The sequence below is a fragment of the Desulfolutivibrio sulfodismutans DSM 3696 genome, from assembly GCF_013376455.1.
Lineage (GTDB): Bacteria > Desulfobacterota > Desulfovibrionia > Desulfovibrionales > Desulfovibrionaceae > Desulfolutivibrio > Desulfolutivibrio sulfodismutans.
Genome location: NZ_CP045504.1, coordinates 2065244 through 2085309, shown reverse-complemented (window position 1 = coordinate 2085309; position 20066 = coordinate 2065244). Strand labels below are relative to the sequence as shown.

The window sequence follows — 20066 nt, the reverse complement described above, 5'->3', positions numbered from 1 at the left end:
CGTTTTACGGCGTCTCGCCGTCGGGTTCGGCCGTGTCGGCGGCCGCATCGGCCGGGGGTTGTCCGCCGATGGTGCGCAGCACCTCGCGGTAGATGGGGCCGAAGTGTTCGGCGAAGTTGCCGGGCGAGATGCGTCCGGTTTCGACGAATTTGACCACGATTTCCTTGGTGATCTGCAGGGCCTGAAGGGTCGTCTTGTCCACCTGGACCTCCGGAAAAGATAAAAACCCGCCCGGTTGGGGAAATGGCCTTGGACCGCCCAAGGATCATCACCGGGCGGGAAAAGGGGAATACCCGGCAAGGCATCCCCCGTTTTTTGTACGCGCCACGCCTTTGCCTCCGGAGATCGGTAACGGTCTTTTCGGAGAAACGGCAACCTGGCCCTTGGGCTGGCCGCCGCCTGGCGTCACTTCTTGATGTCGTGCGATGCTCTAGCATGGGGCGCATGTGACGTCGAGGACCGCTCCTTGAGCGAAATCAGCTCGTAGGCCCGATGCCCCAACCCCACGGCCTCGCCGTGGGTGAAGGTGATCTCGCCCTTGGTTTCGGGCCAGCATCCGGCGAACTTGTTTTCGCCGGGGCAGGTACAGGACGTGAGCATGGCCCCGGGATTGGCGGCCTGGGCGTTGACCAGGTCGAAGCAGGCCGCGTCCAGGGCCACGGGATCGGTGGAGGCCAGAAAGCCGATGTCGGGCACCAGGGGGGCGTCGCTCCAGGGCACGCAGTCGCAGTCCGGGGTGACGTTGGTGAGGATGTTGATGAAGCCCACCCGGTTGCGTTTGTTTTTGATGGCCCCATAGGCGTATTCCACCATGCGCTCCATGAATTCGGAAAGATCCGTGCGAAAATCCAGGCCCACGGCCTTGTCCTGGCACACGGTGAGGCATTCGCCGCAGCCGATGCATTTTTCGGGGTCGATGCAGGCCTTTTTTTCGGCCATGGTCACGGCCTTTTGGGGACAGACCTTGAAGCAGGCCCCGCAGCCCACGCATTTTTTGGCGTCCACCCGGAAGCGTACGCAGTGCTGCTCCTGCTTGCCCACGCGCGGGGCGCAGCCCATGGCCAGATTTTTCACCGCGCCGCCGAATCCGGCCATCTCGTGGCCCTTGAAATGGGAGATGACCAGCATGCTCTGGGCGGCCACGATGTCGCCCGCGATCTTGACCGTCTCGAAGTGTTTGCGGTGGATGGGCACCTCGGCCACGTTGGTGCTGGACAGGCCGTCGGCGATGAGGATGGGCGCGGCCGTGACCTCGAAGCCGAAGCCGTGTTCCAGAGCGGTGAGCAGATGATCCGCTCCGTTGTGGCGGGAGCCGGAATACAGGGTGTTGGTGTCGGTCAGAAAGGGACGGCCGCCGCGCTCGGCGATCTTGTCCACCACGGCCCGGACCAGGGTGGGGCTTATGTGGGTGTCGCAGCCGCGCTCCCCGAAATGCAGTTTGACGGCGGTTAAGTCGCCGGGCTTGACGCATGAGGCGAACCCGGCGGCGTCAAAGAGCTTTTTGATCTTCATTGTGCGGTTTTCCCGGGGGGTGCGGGCCCGCAGGTCGGCGAAGAAGACCTTGGATTTTTTTGTCGTCGAATCGCTCATGAGCTTTTCCTCTTCGGTGTTTCCGGAGACGCCGACCGGTTATCCGGCGTCGGACCCGGGACCGGCTCCGGGGCCGGGCGCGGCGCGGCGCATGAGGGGCCGGTGTTCCAGGATGTCCGGGCTGCGTCAAGGGCCTTGTCCAGGCCCGGGGCCGAGCGCAGATGCACATCGGTCTGGGGGAAGGATATCTCCACGTCGTTTTGCCGGAAGAGGTCGTCGATGGCCTCGCGCACGCCGGAGACGATGGTCAGGCCGTCCTGGGGTTCGTTGATCCAGACCCGAAGCCGGAATTCCAGGGCGCTTGGCCCGAAGTCGGTGAAGACCACGGACGGGGCAGGTTCCGCGAGCACCCGGGGGCTATGCGCGGCGGCCTCCAGAAGAAGGCGCCGCACGAGCTCGCGATCCGAGCCGTAGGCCACGCCCACCGTCACCTCGCGGCGCACGGTGGGATCCTTGTGGCTTAAGTTGGTCAGCCGACCGGTGATCAGTTCGGAGTTGGGCACGAACACCGTGGCGTTGTCCATGGTCTCCACGACGGTGTTGCGGATGTTCACCCGGCGCACCACGACCATGTCGCTGCCCAGGATGAGCACGTCGCCGGGCTCCACGGAGCGGCCGAAAAGCAGGATCAATCCGCTTATGAAGTTGCTGACGATGTTTTGCAGCCCGAACCCAATGCCCACGCTCAATCCCCCGGCCACCACCGCCAGCCCCGTGGGCGAAAATCCCACCAGAAGCAGGGCGCAGAGCACAAATCCCGCCCACCACAGGTAGCCGACGATGGTGGCCAGAGTGCTTGCGGCCACGCCGCGCTTTTTCTTGCGGCGCGTGGGCAGAGAGGGATGCAGGAGAAACGACCGGGAGGCGGCGATGGCCATCCGGGTCAGGTAGAAGGCCAGGATCACGGCCAGGACGTTTTGGGCGCTTAACGTCACATAGTCGAGGTGGATTTCCTGGGCAAGCAGGGCAGTGAAGATGTCGCGGGCCTCAAACTGGGTGGAGGCGAAAACCAGGCAGAAAAAAAACACCGTCAGAAGGACCAGGGGGAATCCCAGCCCGGACAAAATCGCCTTGGCCAGGGTATGGCCGCTGTTGTTGGCGAGAACCTCCATCCGGCGTTCGCGTAAAAGCTCGATGGCTACGGACAGCCGCAGGGACAGGACCGCGTAAAACAGCACCGACGTGGCCAGAATGGCCGCCCGGGCGTATCCGGCCAGGGCGCACAGGGCCAGGGCGGGCAGGATGAACACGCAGCAGGCGGAAATGGCCGCATCCAGGCGGGTCTCGGCCGTGCGGCCGTGTCGCCTGACCAGGAGGGCGGCCCCGCACAGGGCCAGGGCGAAAAGCGGCGTGGCCAGGGGGTCGGGGATGGCTGGCACCTGAAGCAGAAGCCCCAGGCAGAAGAGCCCCCACAGGGGCCAGCGGGTGAAGGTGCGCGGCGACGAGAGGGGGCCGGCGGACACAAGCGTCATGCCCCGGGAGGCCAGGACCAGGGCGGCCGTGAAAAAGACCTCGGCCAAGGCGGACAGTTCGGAATACAGCACGAACCCGATCTGTGTGGCGAAAAAGGCAATGCCCAGACCGAAACTCAGGCAGGCTGCGGCCCGGCTGAATTGCCGTATGACCTCCGGGTGGGCCTTTGTCGCCTTCATGCGGCGCAGGGCTTGGCGGATGACCAGCCACGGCAGCACGGCGATAACCAGGACCAGGGCCAGTTTCGCCAGCCACTCCCCGGCCTCCCGGTCCTGGACGGCGACCGTGATGGCCAGCCTGGTCGACTTGCCCCAATCTCTCAGCACCTGGGACATGGTGTCGGAATCGGTCAGATCGGAAAGCCAGGGATCCGGGGTGAAATAATACGGCTCCCAGGCGTGGTTGAGTTCCTGCGTGAGCGAGGTTTTCCAGGCGTCCACGGATTCCAGGAATTCCTCCGTCGGACGCAGGACGGTCTCGGTGTCCGTGCGCAGATCGCCCAGCCGCACGCGCAGGGTAATCAGATCGCCCAGGATCAGGCGAAGCTGCACATCGTTTTCGGGGCCTAGGCCTTCGCGCAGGCTCTGGGCGATGCGGGCCTCCAATTTGTCCAGGTAGTTCACCTGATGCACGATGTCGGCCTCAGAGGCGTCCGGGATGTCGAGAAGGGCCCGGGCCTTGCCGCGCAGGTCGTCCACGCCCTCCATGACGTCGCGCAGATCCCATGGGTTGTCGGCCATCCAGGCCCACAGGGCCAGTTCATCGCGGGTGCGCTTGAGGGCCGCCACGGATTCCCCGATTTCCTGCCGCTTGGCTTCAAGATCCTTCCGGCTTTGGGTGATGGCCCGGCCCGAATCCCTGATATCCTGGCGGGTCTGCTCCAAGAGCTTGTTCTGATCCCCGGCGGCCTGCCCGGACGACGCGGGCGGGGCTGGGAAAAGAAGGCACAGGGCGAAAAGGAGGGCCGGGAGGACCGGTCGCCAGGGACACGGGTGGGGCGTGATCATGGACATGTGGTGACCGTCCGGAATGGGAAGGAGGTTGCGTTCCGCACAGGGGCCAGGATCGGGCGGGGCCGCCTTCTGGACGGCCATGCGGGCCTGGGTCGCGTTTCGGAGAAGGTTTTTCGGCGTTCCATGATATTGACTGTCTTTTCCCGGCTTGCCGAACGTCATACGTCTTTGGCGGTTTCCGGAACACCGCGTCCTTGGCCGGGGCCGGTTTTTCCCGTGGCCCACAGGATCTGGCGGCATACCCCCATGAGCATGTTGAATTCGGCCCGGGTGGGGCGCACCCGTTCGGCGAAGCGGCGCATGGGCAAAAGAAAATAGTCGGGGTTGTCGTCCTTGAGAAAATCGATGGCCGTAAGGGCCTTGCCCAGGGCCGAAAACAGGGCCTCGCGTTCGGCATGGGTGATCTCCCGGCCGACGTTGGCGGCCCCGGGGGGCGTGACCTCGGCCGGAGGGCCGCCGGGCCGGGCGTGATCCCGGGCCGTGGTGAGGCATTCGTACAAAAGGACCAGCACGGCCTGGGCCAGGTTTAGGGAGGTGGCCCCGCCTGCAGTGGGGATGGTCACCAGACGGCCGCACAGGCGGGTTTCCTGGTTGGTGAGCCCGGCATCCTCAGGGCCGAAGACCAGGGCCGTGGCCTCGCCGGCCGCCAGGGCCGGGACGATCTCGGCTGCGGCCGCGCGCGGGGTGACGAAGCCCTTGCGCCAGCCGCCGATGCGGGCCGTCGTGCCGTAGACCCGGGAAAAGGGGGCCAGGGCCGTTTCCAGGTCCGGGCAGCGCACGGCCTGGGACAGCACCTCCCGGCCCTTGGCCGTGGCCAGGGCCTCGGCCCGCCCCGGGTCGTCGTCGCGGGGGGCCACCAGGATGAGCCGGGAAACCCCCATGTTGGCGCAGGCCCGGGCGGCGGAACCCACGTTTTCCGCGAATTTGGGTCGGAAAAGGACCACTGCCAGATCGTCGAGCATGTGCGCGTCTCCCCCACGCCGCCTCGGCGCGGCCAGGCGACCATGTAGCATTCCCGCCCACGATTTGCACCCCGCCCCGGCCGGGGCTTCCCATCCGGCCCGGGGCGCGGTATGCCCTGCCATCCTGCTTTTGGAGGCACAGCATGGCCGTGACCACGCCGCACAACATCTATCTGATCGGTCCCCGGGCCTCGGGCAAGACCAGCCTGGGCAGGCTTTTGGCAGAGCGACTGGGGCGGCCTTTTCTGGATCTGGACGAGGTGTTCCGTGAGCTGCGGGGGGAGACCATCGCCGCCCTGGTGGAGCGCGAGGGCTGGGAACGGTTCCGGGAGATCGAGCGGGACATCCTGGCCGAGACGGCCAAGACCCCGGGCCGGGTGGTGGCCACGGGGGGCGGCGCGGTGCTGTTGCCGGAAAACCGCAAGGTGCTGGCCCGGGGGGTGGTGGTCTACCTCCAGGCCGACCCGGAGCGGCTGGCCGAGCGCCTCCTGGCCGATTTCAAGCCCGACCAGCGGCCGAACCTCACGGACCTGGAACTGGCCGAGGAGATCAAGGCCACCCTGGCCGAACGCGAGCCCCTGTACCTGGCGGCGGCCCATGTCAGCCTGCCCGAGGCGCCCCTGGAGGTGCTGGCCGAGCGGGCCGAAAAGGCCCTGGCCATGCTGTGAGGCGCAGGGGATTTCTTGACAACCCATTCACCAGGTAAGATAGTTTAAAATGCGTGTCTTTGTTCATCGGTCCTTTCTTCGTTTCGCTCGGGACGAAGACACTGATGTCGCAGCGTTATGGAAAGCGGCGGGTCATTTCTGTCCGAGTAAAGAAATCAATTTAGTTTCCCAGAATCATTGATCTTTGATTGTTTCTGTCGAGGTCGACGAGGTCGTTTCTTTCACATTGCTGAAACAGATTTCGTCGCACCAACCGGGCCAGGTAATGCAGACGCAGGCCGATCTTTGACTGGAATTTCTGGTAGGCCAGAAGCAGGTACGCGATGAGCGCTACATAGACATGGGACAGGACGGCGTTTTTCGAGTTTCCGAGAAACGGCGTGATGTTGAGGTTCTGTTTGCTGAAGCGGAAGAAGATTTCGACCTGCCTGCGGCCCTTGTCGATGTCGGCGATGGTCCTGGCCGGTATCGTCATGTGATTGGTCAGGAATTCGAAGCGTCCAGGCTGAAAAGCTTGTTTTTGCATGAAAATTTGTGGCCATGGGCCTTTGTGAGACGCCGCTGGTAGAGTTCGCCGAACAGGGCCTCGAAGAACATGCACGGGCGCGCGCTGTTGGCGTCGGCGAAAGTGGACTTGGCCACCGGCTTGGTTCCGAGGCGATAGAGTCGCTTGGCGGCGGCGTTCATGCCCATGGCCTCGTCCCGCAGGTTCTTGCATCCGGCCAGCTGGGCATGAAGCAGGTGGACAAATTGGTTCCAGTGGACAAATGTCCGAGGGGGACGTTTCGACCTATCTTGCTGAGATAGCTCGGAAAATACATATTCTGGGACGAGGGATAGGAATTGGGCGAAGACGGTGGTCGTGCTTTGCATGTGCGGAATTCTCTTGTTGTTTTGCAGGTGGGCCTCGCAATTCTACCATACAGCAAAAGAAATGATTCCGCACACCTGCGATGGCAGAAAAAAAGATACATATCTCCTTAAATGGGCACGTTGACATGTCCCAAGCCTGTGTGTGGCGTTGAACAAGTCTTTTTGAATTCAATGTCATGGCAACTCAAGTCTGTTATTTTTGAAATAGATATCCAAACCAGTGAAGCCACAGGGCCAAAGCCATTGACGTATCCAGATGCCAAGCCAGTTGTTCACCGGACAGAACTGGTCAAAGACACAACCACTGACGCTTTGGCTTTCCGTTGGCGGTGTGTTGGCTGATGCGCCACAAACCCAACAGATGACCGTGGGTAAGAGCCAACAAATGCTATGTGGCTCCCCTGAATTTTTAAAAGAAGTTAATCATTTTAGATAGATTATAGTGATGACGTGGCATTCATGCGTGCTGAAGACTATTGAGCAATCATATCAAGTACTTGAAAATTCACCTTTTCGGACATTTGATACTCTATTCACGCGGTCCTTTGGCCAACCCCGATTTCTTGACTGAAATTCCAATGATCCCCCTTGGTTTTTCCAGAATCACCTAACTATATGTTTTTATTTTATAAATTTGAATAAACCCCGACTGTGTCAAGGGGATCGTTCGAAAGGGTTTCAAGCGGTTGTCCTATACTTCTCGCTTGACACTGCTTGTCGCTGTGAGCGATATTGGTCATTTGCTGATACGTATTTAATAAAGTCTCAATTGCTAAAAAGGAGAATACTATGAGAGTTGTTATCATTGTCTGTCTATTCCTTTTGTCAATTTGCACATGTAGCATCTCTTACGCGTTTGATTGCGGCAAGCTTGATTTTGGAGCGAAACTTACAGATATAGATGACGGAAATTTTGTCTTGTACAAACAGGCTGACGGGGTTTCGTACTACAACTATGTCGGAAATTGTCGGCTTTTGGTGCATAAGAACGCTTGCCCAGCCATCTCCTATGCCTTTGTCGATGGGCAGTATTATGCCAGAATAATCCAGATATCCGAAAGAAACAAACAAGACACTTTAAATGTAATGAAGGCTAGCTTTGGCCCTGATGTAAAGACTACGAAAAGTGGAGAGTGGACTATATATAGCAGCAAGATGTCTGAAGACGTACAGATTAAGATAAAATGCAATGACCGCACTGGCGTGGTGAAAAGCGCAACGTATAGTATAAAACTACGTGCGCAGCTTGCTAAATCGTTAAAGAATGATCCGATTGTCCAATACGATAAATAGGCAACGAAACGAATGGGGCTTGCCTTGGTTTGTCGGGTGCAAGCCCCTTCAACTCCCCTTTGGGCGTTTGTGAGGAGTGCATGGCGATCTGGGATATTCTTGAGCGCACCGCCACCCTCATGCCTGGTCACATTGCTGTGGCAACCGTTGGACAGGAGGTGACGTATCGCCGTCTTGCCATGGATGTGGATCGGTTGGCGGCTGGTTTTTGTGCTTTAGGGCTGCAATCTGGTGACAGGATCGCTTTATTGCTTCCAAGCGGCATTGAACTCGTCACTGCATTTCTCGCCGCCAGTCGTGCCTCATTGATTGTTGTCCCCTTGTCGCTCGATGCTCCTCCTCTCTTGCATGGTTTGTATTTGTCTGATGCCTGTCCGAAAGCCATCGTGACGGACCATGCCTTGCTTTCGGCCTTGCCTGAGGCGTCGCTCAAGCAAATAGGGACGGTTGTCCTTACTGCCGGGCAGGCCCCGAGGAGCACCGATTATGCCCATCTCATGGACACTGTGCCGGATAATTCCCTGAAAGGAACCTGTTGCGGCCAGGATCCCATCGGGTTGCTCGTGTTCACCTCCGGCACGACCGGACGCCCGAAAGGGATTGCGCACGCACAAGCCCGGCTTGTGGAGCGCGCCGAACACCTCGTCAACACACTGATGCTGACGGACAGGGACAAAACGCTCCTGGTGTTTTCCCCCATGCGAACACCCTGTCTCGTCTATCAGGTGTTGGCCATGTTGCGCGTCGGGGGGACCGTCTTCCTGGCCGGGCAGCCGGACAGCGACATGTTTTGGAAGCGCTACGCCCAGGCACGACCCACGTACACCCTAGTCATGCCCGCCTTGGCCCGCCGGCTTTTCGAGCACCCGGCCGCCGCCTTGGTTGATCATTCCCACGTCAGGTTCTGGATAACGACAGGGGATCATCCAGGACCGGAATTGATTCGACAGGCGGAACGGACGATGGGAAAGCCCATGCTCAATCTGTACGGGTTGACGGAAACCGGGCTCGTCGTCGCCCATCCCCTGGATGGTCCCCGGAAAGCGGGGGCCATGGGCAAGCCCCTTCGCGGCGTTGACACGCGGCTGGCGGATGCGGACGGACGCGATGTCAAACAGGGGGAGACCGGCCGCCTGCTGGTGCGTACGAGAAACTGGATGGTTGGATATTGGAACGACACGTTGCGTACGCATCAAGCCATCGGCTCGGGATGGTTTGATACCCAGGACCTCGTCTGCATGGACGAAGACGGCTATTATTGGTTCCGGGGCCGGGTCCAGGATGTGATCGTCCGCAACGCCATCAACGTTGCCTCCGCGCTGGTGACGGATGTGCTGCTCGAATATCCCTGCGTCGCGGAGGCGGTCCTTGTGGGCATACCGGACGTCATCGCCGGACAGGTTCCCGTGGCGTTCTATCGTCTTCAGCAGACGTGCGACGACCCCGGAGAGGCGACCCTTCGGGCGTGGGTGGCGGCCCGGGTCGATCCCGAGTCCATTCCGGTGTCCTTTCACCGGATTGACCAATGGCCCCTGTCGCAGCGAGGCAAGGTCGACCGGGCAGGCCTCATCCGTATTGCCCAGGCCGGGCGCCAGGCAAATTGAGGCCGAGGTGGAGCGGCGACCATTTGGTCTGAACCCAACGTCTGCATCATTTTGACAGGTCACGGACGCCTGGTTCCGGCAACCAAAAAGAGCAAACGATGTTGAGCAGATAGCAGGAGAAGGCTATTCCGGCAGCCGCATAAGCGATCCTGGTTGCATTCGAGACGTTTCCCGGCAGCCAATAGGCAATCCACTGCGTGAGGGCGGCGAAGGATGTGCCGATCATGCGCCCGCCGATGTTGGCGGCGAAGCTTTCCCCCGTGCCCCGCAAATGGAGCGGAAACGCCTGCGGCAGATAGTTGCCCCAAAAACTGAATTGGCCAACGGTCAGGAATCCAGCCAGGAAAATGCCGCATTCCAGCCAGGAGAAACTGGTCACCCCGGCCCAGGCGAACGTCAGAGGCATCACGGCAAGGCCCGGCAGGAGGAACATGCGCAGCAGCCTCCGCCGACTAACCACAATGATGGCCAGGGCGGCCAGGGCAAAACGCCCCAGGAGACCGCCGAATTCCGGCGCCTTCATTATCTGGGCTGCGCGCGCCTGTTCAACAGCCGAAGCGATGCGGCGCTCTTCGGCGCTGATTAACTGCGATGTTTCCGATTCGGTTTTTCCCTCGGCGCGCCATCGGCCATTGAATTCGTCCCGCTTTGAATCCGGCAATTGCTTCTGCAATGCGACGGCGACATCCGCCTTCACCTCCGGCAGACCGGGTATAATCTGGGTTACCTGCGCGATGGCGCCATAAAATGCCGCGTAGCTCAGCATGAACATCAGGGTGACGATAATGGTGGTCTTGCGCAGGCTCTGGCTGAAAAGTTCAGTGATGCTCGGGCGTCGCAACTGTCCCATTTTCCGTTTCTCCATCCACAACGGCGATTCCGGGAGAAACGGCCTGACCATAAGCAACGGAATCGCCGGAATGAGGCCGGACATCAGCGTGTAGCGCCAATGCGCATGCGGGTTGGCAATGGCGCCAAACAGGTCAAGGACAGGGGGGGTGGCAATGGCTGGCAATTGCAGGGCCGGCAGATGGAAACCGAGCAGTAGCGGGGCAGGGCTGTTTGTGGACCAGGCAGTCACGATGCCGTTGGCTATGGCAACCATGACGCCCCCGAGTGAAGAAAAAATCTGCGTTATCCCCAATATCCCCTCACGCTGCTGTCCGGGAAAAATTTCCGCCAGCCAGGCTACAGCTGCCACGAATTCCACACTGACGCCGATGAAGACAAGGCAGCGTAACACCAGGAGCATCGGCAAGGAGATCGAGAATCCGGCAACAAAAGCGGCGAAGGCATAGAGAAGGATGCTGATGGTCAGGACTTTTTTTCGTCCAAAGCAGTCCGTCAGGTATCCTCCCAGAAGACCAAATAATCCACCCGCCAAAGCAGGTATATAAAACAACAGGCCAAACCACAGGGTAAATTCCGGTGTACCCGGCCGAATTCCTCCGAGTTCGAGAAGAGCCGGCTTTACGATCAAGGGCAGCATCAACAATTCATACGTATCAAAAGCAAACCCTGTAGCTGCTATTGCGCAGATCAGCCATTGATTCCAGGATAAATCCGGAAGGCGTCGCGGTATGAAAAATGCTGACATGGATTCATTTCCTTGTTATATTTCACATAAAAATAATCATATTCATGCAGCAAATCAATTTAAATTATTCTGTCCGATTAAGGAATTCAATATAGTTTCCTGTAATTATTTATCTTTGATTATTCCTGTCGTGGGTCGACGAGGTCGTGTCTTTCACATTGCTGAAACAGATTTCGTTGCACCAGCCGGGCCAGGTAATGCAGACGCAGGCCGATCTTTGACTGCAATTTCTGGTAGGCCAGAAGCAGATACGCGATGAACGCCACATAGGCATGGGAGAGGACGGCGTTTTTCGAGTTTCCGAGAAACGACGTGATGTTGAGGTTCTGTTTGCTGAAGCGGAAGAAGATTTCGACCTACCAGCGGCCCTTGTAGTTGTCGGCGACGGTCCTGGCCGGTAACGTCATGTGAGTGGTCAGGAATTCGAAGCGTCCAGGATGAACAGCTTGTTTTTACATGAGAATTTGTGGCCATGGGCCTTTGTGAGACACTGCTGGTAGAGTTCGCCGAACAAGGCCTCGAAGAACCTGCACGAGGCGCGTTGTTGGTGTCGCCACTCCCCGCGAAGCGGAGGCCCTTGCCCGGGCCTGCGAATGTTGCCTCGCGGCGGATGACGGGGTGATAATGCGTCTGCTAGACGACGGAAAACTGCACGAAATCAGGTGGGTGGAGAATGAGCAGGCGCCTTGAGCGAGCCCTGGAAATGGCCAGGGACATCCACGAGGCAGGGGGAATGCCGCCCATAACCTTGCGGCAGATCGAATCCTTGTGTCTGCCTCCCCGGCGGGAGTTCCATGCCGCCGACGTCAAACGGATCAGGGAATCCGCGCATTTGAGCCAGGCGGTTTTCGCCGCCCTTTTGAACGTCGGCCTGTCCACGGTGCAGCAGTGGGAAATGGGCCGGAAAAAACCCAGCGGGCCTTCCGCCAAGCTCCTTGATCTTCTGGAACGCAAGGGCATGGAATGCCTTGTGTGATCCGTTCACCCGAACCGTAAGAGGAAACCGACCATGCTCGTACACATCGTCATGTGGAAGCTCAAGGAACAGACCGAACACGGCACGCGCGCCCAAAACGCCGCGAAAATGAAGGAAATCCTGGAGGCCCTGCCCGCTGTGATCCCCCAGGTCAGGCGCCTGCACGTGGGCACGGACATCCTGGAATCCGCCCCCGAGACCCACGCCATCCTTTATTCCGAATTCGACAACGCCGCCGACCTCAAAGCCTACGCCGTCCACCCCCGCCACCAGGAGTGCGTGGCCTTCATCAAGGCCGTGGCCGAGGAACGCCGGGTGGTGGACTATTTTCTCGAATAACGCCCGACCCGTGCGCCGGACGCCGGGCTAGCCGTCCTTATTCAGGCACAGGGTGGCCTCGTCTCCGGGCAGGGGGGTCACCCCGTGCTGCCCGGTGGATTCCAGCACGGCCCGCCAGTAGTCGGAATGCACGTTGAGCCTTTTGCGCTTGCGGGTGACCAGGTCGAAGGGCAGGTGGACGTAGCGGCCGAACAGCTTGCTGACCACCATGCCGGTCTTTCCGGCCATGGCCGCATGCACGGCGTGCTGTCCCAGAAAGCCGCAATAGACCCGGTCGTTGGCGTTGGCCGGGACCGAGCGGATGATGTAGCTGGGGTCGATGTATTTGAGCGTCAGGGGCAGATTTTTGGACTTGAAATAGGCATCGATCTCGCTGGTCAAAAGGCTGGCCACGTCGCCCAGGACCGGGTTGCCCGAGGCGTCCTTTTTGCCCGAGGCGGCCAGCAGATGCTGCCCCGCGCCCTCGGCGGCCACGATGACCGCATGGCGGCGGCGGGCCAGGCGTTTTTCCAGGGACGGCAAAAGGCCGTGGTCGCCGTGCAGCGTGAAGGGATATTCCGGCACGAGCACGTAGTTGACCTCTTTGAGGGCCAGGGTGGCCTGGGCGGCGATGAACCCCGACTCGCGGCCCATGACCTTGACCAGGCCCACGCCGTTTAAGACCCCCAGGGCCTCGGTGTGGGCGCAGCGGATGGCCTCGGTGGCCTTTTCCACGGCCGTGTCGAAGCCAAACGACCTGGTGACGAAGCTGATGTCGTTGTCGATGGTCTTGGGCACGCCGATGACCGATATCTTGCCCCGTCTGGCTGTGATCTCCTCCTGAATCCTTCGCGCCGCCCGCATGGTGCCGTCCCCGCCGATGATGAACAGCATGCTCACGTTGAACCGTTCCAGGGCGTCCACGATGTCGACCGCTTCCTGCGGTCCCCGGCTGGACCCGAGCATGGTACCGCCGAACTGGTGGATGTCCGAGACGTTTTCCGGGGTCAGTTCCATGAGGGAGTGGCCGAAGGAGGGGATAAAGCCCTGCAGCCCGTAGCGGATGCCCAACGTGGCGGCGATGTCGTAGTTGTGATGGGCCTCCATGACGATGGCCCGGATGACGTCGTTGATGCCCGGGCACAGGCCGCCGCAGGTGACGATGGCGGCCTTGGCCTTGGAGGAGTCGAAATAGATCTTGCCCCGGGGACCGGCGACCTCGAATTCGGCGAAGCACGGCGTGGTGATTTCGTCGAGGTCTTCATTGGTGAGCTCGACCCTGGTCCGGGCCGTATCGTCCATGAACCGGCAATAGGGGAGCGGCGAGGGGATCTTGGCCGTCCCGAGAACCGGGATGCTGGCGTCGATGGCCGGAAACGGGCAGGCGTCGGACATGGGGGCCTCCGGAAGCGCGACAGAAGGTTTTTCGATTTCGAGCCTTCCGGTTACCAGCAAACCGCTGCGCGGGCAAGGCGGGCCGGTCACGATGGGGCGACGGCCTGGGGGCGGCGGGGGGAGCGCCGGGCGACTCCCCTTAATCGACGATGAACAGCTTCGCCCCGGTCGGGGTCGCCGATTGGTGCGCCTCGGCGTTGTCGGCCACCTGGTAGCTCATGCCGGGGGTGAGGGTGAAGCGCCTGCCGTCTTCAAGCGTGGTGTGCAATTCGCCTTCCAGGCACAGCAGGATGTGCCCCTTGCGGCACCAGTGGTCGGCCAGATATCCTGGCGAATAGGAAACCATGCGGACCCGGATGGGGTTTTCGGCCGGGCCGAAGGTCCGGGTGCGCCAGAGCGCCGTGCCGGTCGTCCCCGGGTGTTCCGTCGTTTCCACGCCTTCCCAGTCGGTGACGCCAAAGGGGATGTGGCCCATGTTCATGTGCCTGCTCCGTGTTCGGGTTAGTCGTAAAGCGCCATGGTCTGGCGGTCTTCCGCGAAGAGGCGTCCGGCAAGGTCGGCCATCCCCATGTCCTTCCAAAAAGGGAGGGAGGCGTGGGTCGTCTGGTATTTCAAGGGGATGGGGTGCGTGCCCACGACAACTGGGATATGGAAGGCGCTTTCAATATACTCCTTGAACTGCCGGATGTACGGACAGGGGGGATAGCCGACGACCATGCCCGTGGCGAGATGGATCACCGACACCCCGTTTTTGATCATCTCCAGGGGCGCATATTCCACGTTTCCCCCCGGACACCCGCCACAGGAGGCATATCCGACCAGGGTCAGTTCCTCTGTCTCGGGATACTGCGCAAATCCGCCGACCCTTTCCTTCATGGATCGCAGGCATTTGCCCCCGGCGCACGAGCTGTAACGGCCGCAGATGAGAATTCCGATGTGGGCCATGGGAGCCCTCCTTGAGTGGTGGCGTGTCAGAGGCCAAAAATCATGAGCGGCCGACGGTTCCCGGGCCAGCGGGTTCAGGCCCAGCGCAGCCGCACCCTGGCCGTCCCCTTGACGGCGTTGACCACGATCCGGCCGCCGTCGGCCAGGACCAGACGCTGCCCCGGGGCCAGGGCGAAATCCCGGCTCACGTCTTCGGCCGTGACCCAGGCCCGGCCCGACAGGCATTCCACCCGGCAATATCCTGCCCCGGTCACGGCCAGGGGCTTGCCGTCGTCCAGGGTGGCGGTCAGGGATTTGCGGGCGGAAAACAGAGAGGCCAGCGAGCGTTTGCGCCGCCTGACCCATTCGGCGTCGGCCAGCCGACGCACCAGCACATCCAGGAGTCCCAGATTTTTTCCGGCCAAGAGCACGTCTTCGTGGGCGCGGTTTGCAAACATGTTCCTTCCCTCCGGGTTGGGGTGTCCGACGGTCGGCGGCGCATCCATGCCGCGTTACGTCTTGGCTTAGACCAGAAAAACTGTTATCAAGACAGATACAGTTTTATGAAAAAATGGGCATAACAGCCCGCCGGGTGTCGGGAGCGCCACGCCGTCGCAGGAACCAACCGCCGTCAGGCCTCGCCTGCCGCGCCTGGGGCGCGATGCACGGCGCGCGCCGCCAAGGGGGATCGGACATGGAGCATGCCGCCGCACGGGCCGGAACGTTCCGCTATGTGGCCGTGGAAAAGCACATCCTGGCCCGCATCGAGTCCGGGGAACTGGCCCCGGGGGAGAAGATTCCCTCCCTGCGGGCGCTGGGGACCAGGCTGGGGGTCAGCGTCTCCACCATCGGCCAGGCCTATCTGGAGCTGGAGCGCCAGGGGGTGATCGAGGCCAGGCCCAAGTCCGGCTATTTCGTGCGGGAGCGGGCCCAAAGGCTGCCGCGTCCCTGCCGCAAGACCGGCGTCTCGGACGAGCCGCGCGAGGTCAGCCGCAACACGCTCATCCGCCAGGTCTTGGACACCATGGGCCGCGACGACATTTTGCCCTTCGGCGTGGCCAAGACCGGGGAGGAGCTTTTACCCGCCAAGACCCTGTCCAGGATCATGACCCAGGTCGTGCGCGACGATCCCGAGGCCTGCCTGCGCTATGAGACCGTGGCCGGGAACGAGGCCCTGCGCCGCCAGATCGCCTTTCGCTGCCTGGATGCCGGGGCCGAGGTGGGGCCTTCCGAGGTGATGGTCACCTCCGGGGCCCTGGAGGCGCTTTTTATCGCCGTGCGGGCCGTGACCCGGGCCGGGGACAACGTGGTCATCGCCTCGCCGTCCTATTACTGCTTCCTGCAGATCCTCGAATATCTGGGGCTTCGGGCCATCGAGGCCCCGTCCTGCCCGGAATGCGGGGTGAACCCGGCGGACCTGGCCGGTATCCTGCGCAAGTTCGACGTCAAGGCCTGCATCTTCACCCCCAATTTCAACAATCCCGACGGCGCGCTCATGCCCGAGGCGGCCAAGCGGGAGATCGTGGCCATGCTGGCGGCCAGGGACATCCCGCTTATCGAGGACGACGTGTATGGCGAGATGCACTACGACCCCACGCGCCCGCCCATCATGAAAAGCTTCGACGAAAAGGGGCTGGTTCTGACCTGCTCCTCCTTTTCCAAGACCCTGTCCGCCGGATACCGGGTGGGTTGGATCATCCCCGGCCGGTTCTACGACCGGGCCTTTGATTTCAAAGGCACCACCAACGTGTGTTCGGCCACGCCCACCCAGTTGGCCGTGGCCGAATATCTGCGCCTGGGCGGCTTCGACCGCCACCTGCGCCGCCTGCAGCAGGCCTTGGAATCCCAGATGCGCACCATGCGCGCCCTGGTGGGAAGCCATTTTCCACCCGGAACCAAGGCCACCAATCCGCGTGGCGGCTCGGTCATGTGGATCGAGCTTCCCGGCGGCGTGGATGGCGGCGAATTTTATTTCCGGGCCAAGGAGGCGGGCATCGGCGTGGCCCCGGGAGGTATTTTCTCCACCCAGGACAAGTTCAACACCTGCGTCCGGTTAAGCTACGGAACCCCCCTGACCGAGCCCTACCAGGACGGGGTGCGCCGTCTGGGGCAGCTGGCTGCGGACATGGCGGCCGAGACCGCTGGCGATCCGTCGCCCCGGGCGCTTTCCGCCTCCGGCATGCGTTAAAGGCGGCGATTGTCCGTTGCCCAGAGGCAACAAAGAGGATAGGGATAGGATACATCCGTAAACGGCGTTGGCCGGGGTGTCTGACCGCCACGCCGCAGGAAGGGGATCGCAATGGAATGCTTTGAGGTTCGGCGTGAAGGTGAGCGCGTGGTCATGGTGCTTGGCGGCGAAATCGTCATGGACATGATCCAGGAATACAAGGTGCGCATGGAACACCTCCTCTCCGCCGACGGCTGCCGTGAAGTGGTGGCCGACCTTTCCGGTGTGACCTTCATGGACAGTTCCGGGATCGGGTTTCTCATCGGACTGCGGCGCCGGGCCGAGTCCGCGGGGCGGTGCTTCCGATTGCAAAATCCCAGCCCCCAGATAAAAAAACTTTTGAGTATGCTGCGCTTAAGCGACTTTTTCGCCATGGGGCAAAACCGGGAAGACGGGAGCGACCGGTCGGCATGACATCTCTTTGGACCCCACCATGCGCATCCTGATCGTCGACGATTCCGAGGCCTACCGCTTTTTTTTACGCGACATGCTGGAACGTTTCGCCCCCCTGCCGGGGGCGCGGACGATCCTGGAGGCCGGGGACGGGGAAACGGCCCTGGCGATTCTGGCCCAGGAACTTGCCTGGACCGGGCAGTTCTCCCGGTGCGGCGTCGATTTGGTGATCATGGATCTCATCATGCCGGGCATGGGCGGCATTAAGACCCTGGCCCGGATCAAGGCCGACCCCGCCTTTCGGGACATCCCCGTGATCATGATCACCGTCAGCGACGACGAGGAATGTCTGGAGCGGGCCTTTGCCGCCGGGGCCCTGGATTACGTCAAAAAGCAGGGTCGCATGGCCGAGATGGCCGCCCGGGTGGAGGCGGCGCTTCGCCTCAAACGGGAGACCGACGAGCGCAAGGCCCGGGAGCGCGAACTGCGCGCCGAAAAGGAATTCACCGCCGCCATCCTGGAGCATTCCGGCGACGGCATCGCCGTGGCCGCGCCCAGCGGGGAATTCGTGTTTTGCAGCCCGGGCATGGAGCGGATCTTCGGCTATTCCGCCGGGGCGTTCGCCACCCTGGACGAATTCGCCCGGGTGGTCTTCCCGGAAACCACCCTGGCCCAGGACGTGCGGGACAATTTTCCCGGCGGCGTCCTGGCCGGTCATGTCTGGCACGCCATCTATCCCTGCCTGGACAAAAACCGCCTGCACCGGTTCTGCCAGATCCATTTTTCCTCCATGCCCGGCGGCAACCTGGTGTTAAACATCCAGGACGTCACCTTTCTGGAAAAGCAGAAGCGCGAACTGCTCAAAAAACAAAGCCGCCACCAGCAGGATCTGGACGCCGCCGCCGAGATCCAGCAGAGCCTTCTGCCACGGCGCGTCTCGGCCAACCGGACCTTTCGCTTCGCCTGGGAGTTCCGGCCCTGCGAGACCATTGGCGGCGACATCTTCAACGTCTTTCCCCTGGGGCCGGACCATGTGGGCCTGTACATGCTCGACGTGTCCGGGCACGGCGTGGCCTCGTCCCTGGTGGCCCTGTCGGTCTACAACTTCATGCATTACCAGCGAAGCACGCTCATCGACCGTATGGCCGGCGGCATCGCCGTGGCCCCGCCCAAGGACGTGCTCACCCGCCTGGACTGGGAATTTCCCTACATCAAGTTCTCCAGGTTTTTCACCATCGCCTATCTGGTCTTAAACGTGCGCACGGGGCTTCTGACCTACGCCAACGCCGGCCACCCCTCGCCCGTGCTGCTTTTTCCGGACGGCCGCCTGGAAACCCTGGACGACCGGGGCACCATCATCGGCCTGGAGGGCTTCGCCCCCTTCGAGGAAACCACCCGCACCCTGGCCCCGGGCGAGAAGGTGTTTTTGTATAGCGACGGGTTGGTGGATTTCCAGAACGAGGCCGGGGACTATTTCGGGGAAGGGCGGTTTTTCGACATCGTGCGGCCCGCCGCCGACCGGCCCGTGACCGAGACCGTGGCCGCCGTGGGCCGGGGGCTCGACATTTTCGGCGGCGACGCCCGGCCCCGCGACGACATCAGCCTCCTTGGCCTGGAATATCTGGGGCCTGACGCCTAGGCCGCCGTTCACTTCTTTCCCATGCAGACCATGAACTTCACCGTCTATCAGGCGCCCCAAGGGCTTTTGCCCGACCTGACTCGCGAGCTCGGGACCGTACGCGAGATCACGGCCGTGCGCGAACCCCTGGTCGTGGCCGCCGGGCCGCCATATCCCGCCGCCTTTGCGGCTAACATCTGGCTTGAACCGGCCTTTTCGCCCATGGCCTCCATCTCGGACGCGGCCAAGACCCTCAAAGCCGTACAGCGCAACTGGGCCTGCGCGCCCGTGGGGCATTTCCGGCGTGCGGCCCTGGTGGTCGCCAAGCTCCCCAAGGTCTCGGCCCGGCCCCTGGTCTTCGGCGAGCCCCTGCCGAGCTCCCCCCTGGGGGCGTTCACCCTGTGGGACGAGGGCACCCTGCTTTATTCCCCGAAAACCTCCGAGCCTGTGCCCGGCGGCGACTACCGGTTCGACGAGGACCGGGAAGGCCCGCCCAACCGGGCCTATCTCAAGCTGTGGGAGGCCCTGACCCGCCTGGGGACCATGCCCGGCGCAGGCGACGTCTGCCTGGACCTGGGGGGCAGCCCCGGCGGCTGGACCTGGGTGCTGGCCGGTCTCGGGGCCCGGGTGACCTGCGTGGACAAGGCCCCGCTGGACCCGCGCGTGGCGGCCATGCCCGGGGTGTCGTCCCTTGCAGGCAGCGCCTTTGCCGTGGATGTGGCCGACCATCCCGGCCTGTCCTGGCTTTTTTGGGACGTGATCTGCTATCCCTCCCGGCTGGTGACCTTTCTCACCCGCCTTGTGGCCCGGCCCGACTGCCCGCGTCTGGTGTGCACGGTCAAGTTCCAGGGCGAGACGGATTTTTCCGCCATCGCCGAACTTGCGGCCATCCCCGGCGGCAGGCTCATGCACCTGTCCCACAACAAACATGAACTGACCTTCGTGCGCCTGCGGCCGGGCGAGGATCACGGCCTGGATCGTTTCGCCGCAGCCCTCGGCCCGTCCGCCCCGCAGGATTCCCCCGCGCCGTAGGCCCCCGCCCCCGGCTTTGCGTCTGGGGCGGATTGCGGCTACACTCGCCCCCGTCCCCTTGCGGGATCGAAAAACATGCCCACCATGCCGGGTCGCCCCGGACATCAGAG

General features: G+C 62.0%; 21 protein-coding genes and 1 pseudogene. 10 read left to right on the top strand and 12 right to left on the bottom strand.

The genetic code is table 11. From position 1 onward, the window contains the following. Positions 1-4: 4 nt before the first annotated feature. The 4 genes from GD606_RS09855 to GD606_RS09840 form a co-directional block, all read right to left on the bottom strand. Positions 5-202, bottom strand: a complete 198-nt coding sequence (locus GD606_RS09855; RefSeq protein WP_163303464.1) for a hypothetical protein — start codon at positions 200-202, stop codon at positions 5-7. A 203-nt stretch (positions 203-405) separates the two neighbouring features. After that, entirely contained in the window at positions 406-1590 is a 1185-nt protein-coding gene (locus GD606_RS09850) for a DUF362 domain-containing protein (protein WP_163303463.1), read from the bottom strand. Beyond that, a complete protein-coding gene (locus GD606_RS09845; RefSeq protein ID WP_163303462.1) occupies positions 1587-4076 on the bottom strand; it encodes a mechanosensitive ion channel family protein in 2490 nt (829 codons plus the stop codon). The genes GD606_RS09850 and GD606_RS09845 overlap by 4 nt, the downstream gene beginning before the upstream one ends. A 158-nt stretch (positions 4077-4234) precedes the next feature. Continuing rightward, on the bottom strand, positions 4235-5038 hold the full coding sequence (locus GD606_RS09840; protein ID WP_163303461.1) for an RNA methyltransferase: 804 nt from the start codon (positions 5036-5038) through the stop codon (positions 4235-4237). 143 nt (positions 5039-5181) lie between these two features. Here GD606_RS09840 and GD606_RS09835 point away from each other — a divergent pair, with 143 nt between their 5' ends. Further along, positions 5182-5706, top strand: a complete 525-nt coding sequence (locus tag GD606_RS09835) for a shikimate kinase (RefSeq protein WP_163303460.1) — start codon at positions 5182-5184, stop codon at positions 5704-5706. A gap of 160 nt (positions 5707-5866) precedes the next feature. Here the strand turns inward: GD606_RS09835 and GD606_RS09830 are convergent, their stop codons facing one another. Next, the gene (locus GD606_RS09830) at positions 5867-6307 is read right to left on the bottom strand and encodes a transposase (RefSeq protein ID WP_368356389.1); all 441 of its coding nucleotides are present in this window, start codon (positions 6305-6307) and stop codon (positions 5867-5869) included. Beyond that, entirely contained in the window at positions 6190-6579 is a 390-nt protein-coding gene (locus tag GD606_RS20935) for a DUF4372 domain-containing protein (RefSeq protein ID WP_163303458.1), read from the bottom strand. Before GD606_RS20935 ends, GD606_RS09830 begins: the two co-directional genes overlap by 118 nt. A 789-nt stretch (positions 6580-7368) precedes the next feature. Here GD606_RS20935 and GD606_RS09820 point away from each other — a divergent pair. Then, positions 7369-7872: a hypothetical protein gene (locus GD606_RS09820; protein WP_163303457.1), complete on the top strand. Its 504-nt coding sequence runs from the start codon at positions 7369-7371 to the stop codon at positions 7870-7872. A gap of 80 nt (positions 7873-7952) precedes the next feature. Beyond that, the gene (locus GD606_RS09815; protein WP_163303456.1) at positions 7953-9476 is read left to right on the top strand and encodes a class I adenylate-forming enzyme family protein; all 1524 of its coding nucleotides are present in this window, start codon (positions 7953-7955) and stop codon (positions 9474-9476) included. 46 nt (positions 9477-9522) lie between these two features. Here GD606_RS09815 and GD606_RS09810 read toward each other — a convergent pair whose 3' ends face one another. Then, positions 9523-11073: an MFS transporter gene (locus GD606_RS09810; protein ID WP_163303455.1), complete on the bottom strand. Its 1551-nt coding sequence runs from the start codon at positions 11071-11073 to the stop codon at positions 9523-9525. Between GD606_RS09810 and GD606_RS09805 the strand changes: the two genes are divergently transcribed. Beyond that, entirely contained in the window at positions 11057-11332 is a 276-nt protein-coding gene (locus GD606_RS09805; protein ID WP_163303454.1) for a hypothetical protein, read from the top strand. The genes GD606_RS09810 and GD606_RS09805 overlap by 17 nt on opposite strands. On the opposite strand, the pseudogene GD606_RS20520 reads toward GD606_RS09805, so the two are convergent. Next, positions 11313-11471 (bottom strand): annotated as a pseudogene (locus GD606_RS20520) (transposase); the annotation flags it as partial. The gene GD606_RS09805 and the pseudogene GD606_RS20520 overlap by 20 nt on opposite strands. Positions 11472-11746: 275 nt before the next feature. Here GD606_RS20520 and GD606_RS09800 point away from each other — a divergent pair. Both GD606_RS09800 and GD606_RS09795 read left to right on the top strand, forming a co-directional pair. Further along, positions 11747-12049, top strand: a complete 303-nt coding sequence (locus GD606_RS09800; protein WP_163303453.1) for a helix-turn-helix domain-containing protein — start codon at positions 11747-11749, stop codon at positions 12047-12049. Between the two features lie 33 nt (positions 12050-12082). Next, positions 12083-12388 carry a Dabb family protein gene (locus tag GD606_RS09795; protein ID WP_163303452.1) on the top strand — a complete coding sequence of 102 codons (306 nt, stop codon included), beginning with the start codon at positions 12083-12085 and terminating at the stop codon, positions 12386-12388. A gap of 27 nt (positions 12389-12415) precedes the next feature. On the opposite strand, the gene GD606_RS09790 is transcribed toward GD606_RS09795, so the two are convergent. The 4 genes from GD606_RS09790 to GD606_RS09775 form a co-directional block, all read right to left on the bottom strand. Next, entirely contained in the window at positions 12416-13762 is a 1347-nt protein-coding gene (locus GD606_RS09790) for an ATP-dependent 6-phosphofructokinase (RefSeq protein WP_163303451.1), read from the bottom strand. A gap of 139 nt (positions 13763-13901) precedes the next feature. Next, complete coding sequence (locus GD606_RS09785) at positions 13902-14243, bottom strand: DHCW motif cupin fold protein (protein WP_163303551.1); 342 nt, start codon at positions 14241-14243, stop codon at positions 13902-13904. A gap of 20 nt (positions 14244-14263) precedes the next feature. Next, the gene (locus GD606_RS09780; protein ID WP_163303550.1) at positions 14264-14707 is read right to left on the bottom strand and encodes a CGGC domain-containing protein; all 444 of its coding nucleotides are present in this window, start codon (positions 14705-14707) and stop codon (positions 14264-14266) included. 74 nt (positions 14708-14781) lie between these two features. After that, on the bottom strand, positions 14782-15144 hold the full coding sequence (locus tag GD606_RS09775) for a DUF2917 domain-containing protein (RefSeq protein ID WP_163303549.1): 363 nt from the start codon (positions 15142-15144) through the stop codon (positions 14782-14784). A gap of 236 nt (positions 15145-15380) precedes the next feature. On the opposite strand from GD606_RS09775, the gene GD606_RS09770 reads away from it, so the two are divergent. The 4 genes from GD606_RS09770 to GD606_RS09755 all read left to right on the top strand — a co-directional run bounded on the left by GD606_RS09770 (position 15381) and on the right by GD606_RS09755 (position 19956). Continuing rightward, positions 15381-16874 carry an aminotransferase-like domain-containing protein gene (locus tag GD606_RS09770; protein WP_163303548.1) on the top strand — a complete coding sequence of 498 codons (1494 nt, stop codon included), beginning with the start codon at positions 15381-15383 and terminating at the stop codon, positions 16872-16874. 111 nt (positions 16875-16985) lie between these two features. Further along, on the top strand, positions 16986-17327 hold the full coding sequence (locus GD606_RS09765; RefSeq protein ID WP_163303547.1) for an STAS domain-containing protein: 342 nt from the start codon (positions 16986-16988) through the stop codon (positions 17325-17327). A 19-nt stretch (positions 17328-17346) separates the two neighbouring features. Then, entirely contained in the window at positions 17347-18945 is a 1599-nt protein-coding gene (locus GD606_RS09760) for a SpoIIE family protein phosphatase (RefSeq protein WP_163303546.1), read from the top strand. A gap of 30 nt (positions 18946-18975) precedes the next feature. Next, on the top strand, positions 18976-19956 hold the full coding sequence (locus tag GD606_RS09755; protein ID WP_163303545.1) for an SAM-dependent methyltransferase: 981 nt from the start codon (positions 18976-18978) through the stop codon (positions 19954-19956). The last annotated feature ends 110 nt before the right edge of the window (positions 19957-20066 follow it).